This window comes from Modicisalibacter muralis (genome assembly GCF_900102945.1).
Taxonomy (GTDB): Bacteria; Pseudomonadota; Gammaproteobacteria; order Pseudomonadales; family Halomonadaceae; genus Modicisalibacter; species Modicisalibacter muralis.
In genome coordinates this window covers 116,038-128,918 of record NZ_FNGI01000009.1, presented here as the reverse complement: position 1 = coordinate 128,918, position 12,881 = coordinate 116,038, and the positions used below count along the sequence as shown (strand labels likewise).

The following is a 12,881-nucleotide window of genomic DNA, read 5'->3' as shown; positions in this document are numbered from 1 at the left end:
ACCACGTCGCCAATCGAGGCTACGATAGCGATCATCGTCGGTAATCGCCAGTGGCCATGTTCGGGGCTATTTGGGTCATGTTCGGGGCCACTTGGAAAGGAGCGCACTATGCGAGGGGCCTTCGGTTTCGATCTGCGCAGCATGGAAATCTTCGTCGAGACGCTGGAGCGAGGCAGCCAGACCGCCGCGGCCGAGAGTCTGGGACTCAAGCAATCGTCGGTATCGCAGAGCCTGGCCAATCTCGAGCAGGCACTGGGCACGGCACTGCTCGAACGCAACTCTCGACCCTTGGAGCCCACCGCCGCCGGGCGGCTGTTTTACGATCGCGCCCAGAAGATGCTCGCCGAGGCGCGCGCCATGCGTCGCGAGTTGAGTAGCGGCGGGCCGCGCCAACTGCACCAGGTGCGCATGGCGCTGGTCGACTCATTGGCCACGGCGGTGGGTCAGCCGTTGATCGAGGCGATCAAGCGTCATACCTCCGGTTACACGCTGACCACCGGCCTTTCGCACATGCATGGCCACGCGCTGCTGACCCGTCACGTGGATATCATCATTTCCGACGACCGCCTCGAGAACTACGACGGCCTGGAGCGGCACGCGCTGCTCAGCGAGCCTTTCGTGCTGGTGCTGCCCGCGGATTGGACAGGCCCGTTAGACAATTTACGCTGGCTGGCGCGACGGCTTGATTTCGTGCGCTATACACCGCAGTCACTGATCGGCCAGGCCATCGAGCGCCACCTGCGACTCAACCAGTTGGAACTGCCGGCGCGACTGCACCTCGACAATACCTTCGCCCTGTTGCGCCTCGTCGACGCCGGGGTCGGCTGGACGATCACCACGCCGCTGTGCCTGTATCAGGCCGGGCTGGACCGCTTGAACGTGCGTGTCGCGCGGTTGCCCATAGCGCCGTTGTCACGGGAGCTGACACTGGTGGCGCGTCGCGACGAGCTGGGCGACCTGCCCGCGCAGTTGGCCCGCGATAGCCGTCGACTGCTCGAAGCGCGTTATCTGGCCGACTTGCAGCGTCATCTGCCGTGGCTGCATGGCCAGGTGCGTATCCACTGATTGCAGCCATTATCGATTTTTTCGATAGCATAAATGTCGACCTCGCCGATGCCGCTTGCCGAATCGTCACAATACCCACCAGACTCTCAGAGCTTGGTTTACAAGGCTGGTTTCGACCCTGTTCAACCGTTTCGCCCCTGAACAACAACAATGCGGAATCGTCGATAACCGCATCCGGTGGAGAAGAACATGAACAAAGGTGAAAGAAGCATCCACTACAAGCACGAAGATTCCTCGTATTTCGAGAAGCGCGGCTTGCGACGTCACGCCGGGCCATGGTCGCTCTGGGCGCTGGGTGTCGGCGCGGTGATTTCCGGCCATTACTCGGGCTGGAATCTCGGTTTGCTGTCGGGTGGTTGGGGCGGCATGCTCATCGCCACCATTCTCATCGGCATCATGTATCTCGGCCTGACGTTCTGTATCGCCGAGATGTCGCCGGCCCTGCCGCATACCGGCGCCGCCTACTCCTTCGCCCGCTCGTCGATGGGGCCGTGGGGCGGTTTCGTCACCGGCCTGTGCGAAAACGTCGAATACGTACTCACGCCGGCGGTCATCGTGTTCTTCATCGGCTCCTATTTGACGGGTATTTTCGAGACCGGCACGGCGTTCCAGCCGATCTGGTGGATCATCGGCTACATCCTGTTCGTCGGCCTCAACATCGTCGGGGTGGAGCTTTCCTTCAAGGTCACGCTGACCGTAACGCTGATGGCGCTGACGGTGCTGGTGATATTCTGGATATCGGCCTTCCCGAATATCGATTTCAGTACCTGGGCATTGAATATCGGCTCCGATGGCCAACTGCTGGAAGGCGGTGGTGGCCCCTTCCTGCCGATGGGCATCGGCGGAGCGCTCGCCGCCATGCCGTTCGCCGTGTGGCTGTTTCTGGCCATAGAGCAGCTACCGCTGGCCGCCGAGGAGTCCGTCGATCCCAAGAAGGACATGCCCAAGGGCATCATTCTGGGCATGGTCACGCTGATCGTCTCGGCCTTCATGATCCTGTTCTTGAACCCGTCGGTGGCTGGGGTGGGCTCCTACGCGCTGGGGCAATCCGGCGAGCCGCTGCTGGATGGCTTCAAGGCGATATTCGGCGGCGGAACCGCCAAGGTATTGGCGCTGATCGCCATCGTCGGGCTGATATCGAGTTTTCATACGATCATTTTCGCCCAGGGGCGGCAGGTCTATTCGCTGTCGCGTGCCGGTTATTTTCCGACCTTCCTTTCGGTGACCCACGGCACCCGTAAGACGCCGCACATCGCGATGATCGGCGGGGCGCTGGTCGGGCTGACGATCATGCTGGTGTGCTTCTTCTCGCTGGGCGCCGACAAGGGCTCGGCGATCATCGGTGGCACCTTGTTGAACATGGCGGTGTTCGGCGCCATGTGCTCCTACGTCGCTCAGGCGGTCTCCTTCATCTTGCTGCGCAAGAACTATCCCGCTATCGAGCGGCCCTATCGCAGCCCATTCGGCACCTGGGGCGCCTGGACGACCATCGTCATCGCGCTGGTCACGATCTACTTCCAGCTCAGTGACAGTGTTTATCGCGCCGGCATTCTCGGTGTGGCGATATGGTTCGCCGTGGGCATCGCGTATTTCGCGCTGGTCGGTCGCCATCGCTTGATCCTGTCACCGGAAGAAGAGTTCGCCATGGAGCACAAGGAGAAAGCAGCCCAGAACCTGGCCCCAAAATAATCGTAACCGGACGCGAGGAACGCTCGATGAGCGCCATGCAAGCGAGAGACGTCAAGACCATCGAGGACGCCAGGCGGCTGGTCGAAGAGCGTGGCCTGACCCACGTCAAGGTTGGCATGTTCGATATCGACGGGGTGATGGTCGGTAAGTACATGTGCAAGAAGAAGTTTCTTTCCGCACTGGAGGAAGGTTTCGCGTTCTGCGACGTGGTGTTGGGCTGGGACAGCAAGGACGAGCTCTACGACAACGTCAAGTTTACCGGCTGGCATACCGGCTACCCGGATGCGCCGTTGAAAATCGTCCCCGAAAGCTGCCGTGACATCCCCTTCGAGGGCGAGATGCTGCTGTTCCTGGCGGAATTTACCGGGCCGGCGGGGCGGATCTGCCCGCGTGGCTTGCTCGAGCGGGTATTGGCGCGTGGCCGCGAGATGGGCTTCGAGACCTTCGGGTCGCTGGAGTACGAGTTCTTCCTGTTTCAGGAGACGCCGGAGTCGATCCGCGAAAAAGGCTTTCGCAACCTGAAACCGTTGACGCCCGACATGATGGGCTACTCGATGCTCAGGAGCTCGGTACACAGCGAGCTTTATCATGAACTGCTGGCGCTGTCAGAAGCCATGGACTTCCCCATCGAGAGCCTGCATACCGAAACCGGCCCCGGCGTGCTGGAAGCGGCAGTCGGCGTCGATGGGGCGCTGGCCGCCGGCGACAAGGGCGCGCTGTTCAAGACCTTCACCAAGGTCTGGGCGCAGCGTCGCGGGCTGATGGCGACCTTCATGGCCAAGTGGTCGCCGGACTATCCCGGCCAGAGCGGGCACATCCACCTTTCGCTACGTGACATCGACACTGGCAAGTCGGCGTTCTTCGATGCCGACAAGCCCTACACCATGAGCGATATGCAGCGCCATTTCGTCGCCGGCCAGCAGAAGCTGATGCCCGAGTTCCTGGCGATGTTCTCGCCGACCATCAACAGTTACACGCGGCTGATTCCCGGCTTCTGGGCACCCACCGAGGCAACCTGGGGTGTCGAGAACCGCACCTGCGCGCTGCGCGTGATCCCCGGCTCGGATAAATCGCAGCGTGTCGAATACCGGCTGGGCAGCGCCGATGCCAACCCCTACCTGGCGCTGGCGGCGGCGATCGGCGCCGGGCTGTATGGTATCGAGAACAAGCTCGAGCCCGACGACGAGGTCAAGGGTAACGCCTATACCCTGGAACACCCAGAGCATCAGGCGCTACCGCGCACCTTGTGGGAAGCCGCCCAGCGGCTCAAGGCATCGCAGCCGGCGCGCGAGTTGTTCGGCGATGACTTCGTCGAGCACTTCGCGGCGACCCGCGAGTGGGAGGAGCGGGAGTTTCGCAAGCATATTACGGATTGGGAGCTAGATCGCTACTTCGAGATTATCTAGGGGTCGCACTGGCTGTGCGACTCGCAGGCTGTGTTGAAGCGTAACATCGCGATGCTCATTGACTACGTGTCAACTCCGCTCGCTCGTCCCGCTTCGCCTTGCCTGCAAGCCGCTCGCTCAGCGCATCAAGCATCGTTAATCGGTTGCAAGGAAGAGAATAGAACCATGGCCATACAGAAGACGATTTCCCCAGTCGATGGCTCGGTCTACGTGGAGCGCGAGCAGGCTGACCCGGCGCTGATCGAATCGACACTGGCGCGGGCCAAAGAGGCGCAGCGGGCCTGGCGCGAGGTGCCGGTCGCCGAGCGGGCGCGGCGGTGCCTGGCGATGGTCGATGCCTTCGTCGCGCGGCGCGACGCGCTTGCCGAAGAACTGACCTGGCAGATGGGCCGGCCGATCGCCGCGGCGGGTGGCGAGATCGGCGGCTTCGAGGAGCGTGCGCGGGGCATGATCGCATTGGCCGAGGAGGCGTTGGCGCCGATTCGCCTGGCCGAAAAGCCGGGCTTCACGCGCTATATCCGTCGCGAGCCACTCGGCGTGGCGATGATTGTCGCACCCTGGAACTTTCCATTCATGACCGCGGTGAACGCGGTGGTGCCGGCGATCATGGCCGGCAACGCGGTAATCCTCAAGCATTCCGCGCAGGTGCCGCTGTGTGCCGAACGCATGCAGCAGGCTTTCGATGATGCCGGCCTGCCCGAGGGCGTGTTCCAGCATCTGCATTTGTCGCATGACGCCGCCGAGGCGCTGATGCGCGACCCGCGCATCGATTACGTGTCGTTCACCGGTTCGGTGGCCGGTGGTGGCGCCGTCGAGCGCAGCGTCGCCGGGCGTTTCATCGCCACCGGGCTGGAACTGGGCGGCAAGGATCCGGCGTATATCCGTGCCGATGTCGATCTGGATGACGCAGTGCCGGGGGTGATGGACGGCGCTTTCTTCAACTCGGGGCAGAGCTGCTGCGGTATCGAGCGCATTTACGTACACGAGACGATTTTCGACGCCTTCGTCGAACGCGCCGTGGCCTGGGTCAAACAGTTGAAGCTAGGCAACCCCACTGACCCGCAAACCACCCTGGGGCCGATGGTGCGGCCTCAGGCCGCCGATTTCGTGCGTACTCAGATCGAAGAGGCGGTCGCCGCCGGTGCCAAGGCGTGGATCGACCCGACCGATTACCCGCAATCGCGACCGGGTAGCGCCTATCTGGCGCCGCAGGTATTGACCGGTGTCGACCATTCGATGCGCGTGATGCGTAAGGAGAGCTTTGGCCCGGTGATCGGCATCATGCCGGTAGCCGACGATGACGAAGCCGTGCGGCTGATGAACGACAGCAACTTCGGCCTGACCGCTGCGGTGTTCACCCGCGACCTCGCTATTGGCGAAGCGATTGCCCGGCGCCTCGAGGCCGGCACGGTATTCACCAATCGCTGCGACTATCTCGACCCGGAACTGGCCTGGACTGGCGTCAAGCAATCCGGGCGGGGCTGTTCGCTGTCGCGACTCGGCTACGAGACGTTGACCCGGCCCAAGTCATTCCACTTGAAGCACGCTTAAGAGGGAAGAGGGAAGAGGGAAGAGGGAAGAGGGAAGAGGGAAGAGGGAAGAGGGAAGAGGGAAGAGGGAAGAGGGAAGAGGGAAGAGGGAAGAAACGGGAATGATTCTGTTTTCTTGGTTTTTCTTCCAGGCGCGCAGCGCCGATCTTCCGTCTTCGAGGTGCGAAAGCACCGTTCTTATTTCTTCCAGCCGCGCAGCGGCGCTCTTCCAGCTTCAAGACGCGAAGCGTCGTACTTCCGTCTCATCAACGCGAGGTCACCATGAGTCAACAAGACATGAGTCGTTTCACCACCACCTGGAACTATCCGGCGCAGATTCGTACCGGAGCCGGGCGTATCAAGGAGCTGCCCGAAGCCTGTCGGGCGCTGGGCATGCGCGCGCCACTGCTGATCACCGACCCGGGACTGGCGCGATTGCCGATGGTCGACGAGGCGGTCGCCGCCTGTCGCGAAGCGGGAATGAGCTGCGCGGTGTTCAGTGAGATCAAGGGCAACCCCACCGGCAAGAACGTGCTCGACGGCGTAGCGGCGTTTCGTGACGGCGGCCACGACGGGGTGATCGCCTTCGGCGGCGGCTCGGGGCTGGACGCGGCCAAGGCGGTGGCGCTGATGGCCAACCAGCGCGAGGGTCTGTCGCTGTGGTCGCTGGAGGACATCGGCGACAACTGGCAGAACGCTGACGGCGGCGCCATCGTGCCGATCGTCGCCGTACCCACCACCGCCGGCACTGGCTCCGAGGTCGGCCGCGCCTCGGTGATCACCGACGAGCAGGCTCACGTCAAGCGCATCATCTTCCACCCGGGCATGGTGCCGGCCACGGTGATCCTCGACCCCGAGCTGACCACCGGCCTGCCGCCCTCGATTACTGCGGCGACCGGCATGGACGCCCTGTCGCACTGCATGGAGGCATGGTGTTCGCCCAACTACCACCCGATGGCCGAAGGCATCGCCGTGGAGGGCATGCGGCGGATTCGCGATTATCTGCCGGCGGCGTTCGCCGATGGCCAGGATCTCGAAGCGCGCCAGCAAATGCTGGTCGCCTCGATGATGGGCGCGACCGCGTTCCAGCGTGGGCTGGGCGCCATGCATGCCTTGGCGCATCCACTCGGCGCGCTGTACGACGCTCACCATGGAACGCTCAATGCCATCCTGATGCCTTATGTGCTGCGCGCCAACGAATGCACCATCGGCGAGCCGATGGTGCGCCTGGGGCGCTATCTCGATTTGCGCCAGCCGGGCACCGGCTCGGTGATCGATTGGGTGCTAGACATGCGCGAACGCCTGGGTATTCCGCATACGCTGAGTGAGCTCAATATCGACGCCACCCAGGCCGACAAGGTCGGGCAGATGGCGGTGGTCGATCCGTCGTCCGGCTCCAACCCGATCGCCTTCGATGCCAATCAATATCGCAATTTATTCATTAACGCCGTGGATGGGCGGTTATGAACAGACAATGCAACGCGGGGACAAGCATATGCTGATCGGTCTGCTGCAATGCGATGACGTGTCGGAAGAATTGCAGCCGCGTCATGGCAATTATCCCGAGATGTTCGAGCGACTGTTCAGCGCGGTCGATCCGACGCTCGAGTTTCGGGTCTGGCGTTGCCTGGATGGCGACATTCCCGGCGATGTCGATGCCGTGGATGCCTGGCTGACCACCGGTTCCCGCTATGGCGTCAACGACGGCGACGACTGGATCGAGGCGCTATGCGGCTTCGTGCGTGAGTTGTGGGCCGCCGGCAAGCCCTTGGTGGGCATCTGTTTCGGCCACCAGCTGATGGCCAAGGCGCTGGGTGGCGAAGTGGTTAAGAGCGAGCGTGGCTGGGGCGTGGGCATGTCGTTCAATCGACTGAGTGAGCGTGCCGACTGGATGGACCCCTGGCAGGAGGGGCTCGACCTGGTGGTCAGTCACCAGGATCAGGTGCTGAGGCCACCCGAAGGAGCGGTCGTGCTCGCCGAAAGTGATTTCTGCCCGATCTACGTGATGCAACTCGGCGAGCATTTTCTCGGCGTGCAGGGCCACCCGGAGTTCGGCAAGGCCTATTCGGCGGATTTGATGGAACGGCGCCGCAATATCATCCCCGGCAACCGGGTGCGCGAAGGCCTGGCCTCGCTCAACGCGCCGGTCGACGATCAACTGATGGTGCGTTGGATACTCAACTTCATGCGTCGGGCGCTGACGGTGGATGCGCGGTTATAACCAGTTCTTGTGCTTGAAATACAGGTAGGGCGATACGCCGGCGAGCGCCATCAGCCCTAGCGCGAAGGGGTAGCCGAGCGGCCAGGAGAGCTCCGGCATGACTTCGAAGTTCATGCCGTAGATGCTGGCGACCAGGGTCGGCGGCAGGAACACCACTGCGGCGATTGAGAAGGTCTTGATGATCTGGTTCTGCTCGATATTGATGAAGCCCTGCGTGGAGTCCATCAGGAAGTTGATCTTGTCGAACAGGAAGGTGGTGTGGGCCATCAGGGTTTCGACATCACGCATGATCTCCCGCGAGACTTCCTGCACTTCACTGTAGCCACGTAGGTGACGCATCAGGAACGATATCGAGCGCTGGGTATCCATCAGGCACAGGCGAATCTTGCCGTTACTGTCTTCCAGCTTGGCGAGCTGATCGATGGCCTCCTCGAGATCGGCGCCTTCCTCTTCCAGCACCAGGTGACTGACGTCTTCCAGCTTGCGGTGAATGTCCTCGAGGGTATCGGCGAGGTTCTCGACCTTCTGCTCGAAGATGGTCAGCATCAGCGCTTGCACCGAGTCGGCTTCCACCTGGCCGCGCCGCGCGCGCATGCGCAACAGGCGAAAGTCGGCAAGCTCGGCGTCGCGAAAGGTAATCAGCCGTTCGGGCTGGAGAATGAAGGCCACCGTGGTATTGCCGTGGCGGCCTTCGCTCTGCGAGAGAAACAGCGAATGGACATGAATGCCGTCGGCATCGACGAAGTAACGCGCCGACGACTCGATCTCCTCGACGTCGTCGGTGGCCGGCAGCTCGTCGGCAAGAAAGGCGTTGAGCCGTTCGCGTTCGTCGTCGTCGGGTTCGTGGGCATCGATCCAGGTAGCCTCGGCGAGGCGCCGTGCCAGCGACTGTGCGTCGCTGGCGTCTTCCTGGATGGTATGGCGATGGAACTGGAAGGTGCGAATCATCGGCATCCCTACCTGTAATCTCGGGTCCGCTCAGAGTAGGCGGTTGCGCCGTACGCGCCAAGCTCTGACATGATTGGTCGCGCCGTTCACACGCTCCCGCTAGCGCGAGGCTTCAACGATTGTCTCGCTTTTGGCAGGCGGCGGCGGTGAACAGCACGTCGGTGGAGGAGTTGAGCGCCGTTTCGGTGGAATCCTGCACCACGCTGATCACGAAGCCGATTGCTACCATCTGCATGGCCACATCGGTTGAGATGCCGAACAGGTTACAGGCCATGGGAATCAGCAGTAGCGAGCCGCCGGCCACGCCGGAGACGCCGCAAGCGGCCAGCGAAGAGACGATGCACAGCAGCAGGGCGGTATAGAAATCGACACCGATGCCCAGGGTGTGGGCGGCGGACAGGGTGATCACGGTAATGGTGATGGCGGCCCCGCACATATTGATGGTCGCGCCCAGCGGAATCGAGATGGAATAGGTGTCGGCGTGTAGCTTCAGGCGCTTGCACAGCTCCAGGTTGACCGGGATGTTGGCCGCCGAGCTGCGTGTGAAGAAGGCGGTGATGGCACTGCCGCGCAGGCAGGTGAAGACCAGTGGGTAGGGGTTGCGGCGGGTCTGCCAGTATACGATCAGCGGGTTGGTAACTAGCGCGACGAACAGCATGCTGCCGACGATCACCATCAACAAATGGCCATAATCGAGCAGCGCACCCATGCCGTTCTCTGCCAGGGTGTTGGCGACCAGGCCGAAGATGCCCAGCGGCGCGAAGCGGATCACGATCCTGACGATGTTCGACACGGCGTCGGACAGGTCGGCCAGCATCGTCCGAGTGCTTTCCTTGGCCTGGCGCAGCATGATCCCGAGGCCGATGGCCCATACCAGTATGGCGATGAAGTTGCCTTCCATGAGGGCGCTGACCGGATTGGCGACGGCATTCAGCAGCAGGTTTCTGAGGATCTCGACGATATCGCCCGGCGGGTTGCCGCTAACCTCGGGCATGTCGAGAGCCAGGGCGGTGGGAAACACGAAACTCGCGACGACGGCCACCACGGCAGCGGTCAGGGTACCGATCAAGTAGAGGGCCAGGACCGAGCGGATATGGGTGGGTTGGCCTTGCTTGTGGCTGGCGATGGCCGCCGCCACGAGGATCAGCACGAGTATCGGTGCGACCGCTTTCAGGGCGGAGATGAACAACTGCCCCAGTAGTGATACCGACTGGGCGACCTCTGGCGAGACGGAGGCGAGCAGGATACCGCAGACGATGCCGATCACGATCTGGGGGATCAGCCCCAAGCGTAGCAGCGGGCGGCCGAGATTCTGGAGGGTGGCGATCATGAAGGGCTCTCGGAAATTGTAATGAACAGGCAGGCGCCACGCTATCGGGGCTCGGGCGGTCGAGTCGCCAGCACGGGTAAGCGCATGGTCGATCCGGCCGAGCCGCTCCAGGTGGGTGCTCCAGGGTAGGGGCGCCTGATAAGGCGCGCGGATTCTAGCAGTATTTGCGAATTAGTGTCGAACCCTCTAGAGGACGGCCACATCATTCAGAGGATTGCTCGATCGCACCACCGCAGGCTCATGCATGCCGATGCAGGCACCGCCCGCCGGCCCAGACTTCATCGATGGCCCAGCGGTCGTTGGCGAGCACCAGCAGGTCGGCGTCGCCGGAAGGCCGCAAGCGCCCCTTGTGGGGCAGGCGCAACGCGTCGGCGGCGTTGCGCGACACGTAAGGCAGCGCCTGTTCGAGCGGCATGTTCAGCTCATTGACGCATTCGCCCAGCGTCTCGAACAGGCTGGCCAGTCGCCCGGCCTCCAGGCCGAGAAAGTGCCCCTCGGCGTCGAAGCGTGGCAGCGAGGCGTTGGCATCCGATGACAGGCTCACCCGGCTCATGTCGAGGCGCGCATGACGCGCCCGCTCGATGGCCTCGGCGGCGGGAATTTCACCGCCATCGAGCAGTTCGGGCGTGGTGCTGGCGGTGAAGTCGATGCGTCCGCCTTCGCGCACGAAGCGCAGGCCGTCGTCGAATAGCTCGGCGGTGCGATTGATATGGGTGGGATAGAACTGCCCGAGCGGAATCGCGCTGTGGCGGGCGACATCGCGCAGCGGTTCGAGCAGGCTCTTGCCGTTGCCGACATGCACGAAGACGATCCCCGATTTGCCCGCCAGCATGCCGGCGGTGCGTGCCTCGGAGGCCAGTCGGGCGAGTTCCTGCCAGCTCGGCTGCGAGCCACGATGATCGCTGATCGCCACTTCGCCGACGCCGATGAATTCGGCAATGAACACGATATCGCTGTTGACCGCGCCGGTCAGGGTTGCCGGTGGCAACTGGTACGAGCCGGTGTAGGCATAGGTGGTCAACCCGGCGGCCGCCAATTCTCGCGCCTTGCCGAGCAGGTTGGCCGGCGTGCGCGTCAGCGCGTCGGTGCCGAGCGCACCGATCAATGTGGTCACGCCGGAACTCAGCGCGTCGTCGAGCGTCAGTTCGGCGGTGCGCGTGCCGAAGCCGCCTTCGCCGCCCCGCCGATGAAATGCACCAGTGGGTCGACCAGGCCGGGTATCACTCGGCGCCCGCCAAGGTCGATCTCGTTGACCAGCGGGCCGCTGGCCAGCGGTTCGCCGGCGCTGGCGATGGCGGCTATTCTGCCATCGGCAATCAGCAGGTCGCACAATCCGCGCGGTTCGGGAACGTAGAGACGGGCATTGCGCAATAGCGTGAGCATCGAGACTCCTGTGAATCGTCCGCCCCCGGCATGGTCGAACTCAAGAGTGCCGGGGCATGAGCGCGCTTATATCGGTACTTGTCGGAGAGCCTAAATCTTCACGTCGTAAGTGAAGTACTCGTGCATGATCTTGTCGTAGCTTCCGCGCTGTGCAAACGCCGGTGAAGACATGAGGGACGCGCCGAGAACAAGGCCAAGCACGGCGGTAGAGAGCAGGCGTGATGGACGCATGAAATTCCTCCTTGGAGGGAAAGTGGGCAGCGTTGTGACGCACAAGGGTTATACATCGACAATGGCACAGGCGTGCCGCGATAGCCGGAACGGCCACCGTTGGAAGGTTATTCGTCGAACCACTCGCTTAAATAGAAGGACTCGACAAAACAGCGCCGGAGCGACAAGCCAAACTGGGCAGATGAGTCGTTGCGCTGACAGAGGAGCGGCATTGTCATGGTCATGCTTGGCAGTGCACCCCGGACGAACCGGGGCGCACTCGGCCTTACTTACTTGGACTTGGGCGCTTGTCCGAAGTACTTCTCGAACAGCTTGTCGTAGGTGCCATTTTCCTTCAGCGTGGCCAGCGCCTCGTTGAATTTCTTGGCAAGTTCCTCGTCGCGCTTACGGAAAGCGATGCCGAAACCGTCACCGAAATATTTCTTGGGCTCGGTGATCATGTCGCCGACCACCTTGTACTCGTTGGCTTCGCTGTCGAGCAGGGTGGACTTGCCCACCGGGAAGTCGAGGAAGACGATATCCAGGCGGCCCGCTTCCATATCCAGCACCATGTCGTCGGCGGTGGCGTAACGGCTGATATTGGCGACGTCGCCGAACCGGTCGGTGGCGTAGTTATCCTGCAGGGTGCCGCGCTGAACGCCGATGTTCTTGCCTTCGAGCGTTTCCTTGAAGGCCGCTTCGATCTCGCTGTCAGCCGGGGCGAACCAGGCGGACGGCGGGGTGAAGTACGGGTCGGAGAACAGCACCACCTCGCGGCGGTCGGGGTTGATGGTCATCGATGACATGATGGCGTCGTACTTGCGCGCCATCAGGCCGGGGATGATGCCGTCCCAGCCTTGGACGACCCACTCGCACTCGATACCGATTTCGGCGCACAGCGCATTGCCGAGCTCAATGTCGAAGCCGGTCAGTTCGCCGCTCGGCAGGCGGTATTCCATCGGCTCGTAGGGTACGTCGACACCGATGCGGATGCTTTCTTTATCGCTGGCCTGGACGGTGCCGGCGATCAGCGCCGCGCCCAGGAGTGTGACACTCAGCAGTTTTTTCATGGATAGGAGTCCCTGTTATTGTACGAATCC

Annotated in this window: 12 protein-coding genes; 6 read left to right on the top strand and 6 right to left on the bottom strand. The window is 62.5% G+C overall.

Annotated elements, in window-relative coordinates; translation table 11 throughout:
• The first annotated feature begins 108 nt into the window (after positions 1-108).
• The 6 genes from BLR92_RS14860 to BLR92_RS14835 all read left to right on the top strand — a co-directional run bounded on the left by BLR92_RS14860 (position 109) and on the right by BLR92_RS14835 (position 7,910).
• On the top strand, positions 109-1,065 hold the full coding sequence (locus BLR92_RS14860; RefSeq protein WP_089729965.1) for a LysR family transcriptional regulator: 957 nt from the start codon (positions 109-111) through the stop codon (positions 1,063-1,065).
• 189 nt (positions 1,066-1,254) lie between these two features.
• Positions 1,255-2,754 (top strand): amino acid permease, encoded by a 1,500-nt coding sequence (locus BLR92_RS14855; RefSeq protein ID WP_089729963.1) that lies wholly within the window; start codon positions 1,255-1,257, stop codon positions 2,752-2,754.
• A gap of 26 nt (positions 2,755-2,780) precedes the next feature.
• The gene (locus tag BLR92_RS14850) at positions 2,781-4,160 is read left to right on the top strand and encodes a glutamine synthetase family protein (RefSeq protein ID WP_089729960.1); all 1,380 of its coding nucleotides are present in this window, start codon (positions 2,781-2,783) and stop codon (positions 4,158-4,160) included.
• Positions 4,161-4,325: 165 nt separating this feature from the next.
• Entirely contained in the window at positions 4,326-5,711 is a 1,386-nt protein-coding gene (locus BLR92_RS14845) for an aldehyde dehydrogenase family protein (protein ID WP_089729958.1), read from the top strand.
• Between the two features lie 260 nt (positions 5,712-5,971).
• Positions 5,972-7,156 carry an iron-containing alcohol dehydrogenase gene (locus tag BLR92_RS14840; protein WP_217636596.1) on the top strand — a complete coding sequence of 395 codons (1,185 nt, stop codon included), beginning with the start codon at positions 5,972-5,974 and terminating at the stop codon, positions 7,154-7,156.
• A gap of 28 nt (positions 7,157-7,184) precedes the next feature.
• Positions 7,185-7,910: a glutamine amidotransferase-related protein gene (locus BLR92_RS14835; protein ID WP_089730097.1), complete on the top strand. Its 726-nt coding sequence runs from the start codon at positions 7,185-7,187 to the stop codon at positions 7,908-7,910.
• Here the strand turns inward: BLR92_RS14835 and corA are convergent.
• The 6 genes from corA to BLR92_RS14815 form a co-directional block, all read right to left on the bottom strand.
• Positions 7,905-8,858 (bottom strand): magnesium/cobalt transporter CorA, encoded by a 954-nt coding sequence (corA, locus tag BLR92_RS14830; protein ID WP_089729955.1) that lies wholly within the window; start codon positions 8,856-8,858, stop codon positions 7,905-7,907. The genes BLR92_RS14835 and corA overlap by 6 nt on opposite strands.
• Positions 8,859-8,970: 112 nt before the next feature.
• Positions 8,971-10,188 (bottom strand): serine/threonine transporter SstT, encoded by a 1,218-nt coding sequence (sstT, locus tag BLR92_RS14825; protein WP_089729953.1) that lies wholly within the window; start codon positions 10,186-10,188, stop codon positions 8,971-8,973.
• A 238-nt stretch (positions 10,189-10,426) separates the two neighbouring features.
• Positions 10,427-11,314: an amidohydrolase family protein gene (locus tag BLR92_RS14820; RefSeq protein WP_245704231.1), complete on the bottom strand. Its 888-nt coding sequence runs from the start codon at positions 11,312-11,314 to the stop codon at positions 10,427-10,429.
• Between the two features lie 14 nt (positions 11,315-11,328).
• Positions 11,329-11,571, bottom strand: a complete 243-nt coding sequence (locus BLR92_RS19990) for a hypothetical protein (protein WP_245704233.1) — start codon at positions 11,569-11,571, stop codon at positions 11,329-11,331.
• Between the two features lie 90 nt (positions 11,572-11,661).
• Positions 11,662-11,802, bottom strand: a complete 141-nt coding sequence (locus BLR92_RS19780; RefSeq protein WP_175488829.1) for a hypothetical protein — start codon at positions 11,800-11,802, stop codon at positions 11,662-11,664.
• 269 nt (positions 11,803-12,071) lie between these two features.
• The gene (locus tag BLR92_RS14815; protein ID WP_089729951.1) at positions 12,072-12,851 is read right to left on the bottom strand and encodes a transporter substrate-binding domain-containing protein; all 780 of its coding nucleotides are present in this window, start codon (positions 12,849-12,851) and stop codon (positions 12,072-12,074) included.
• Positions 12,852-12,881 lie beyond the last annotated feature (30 nt).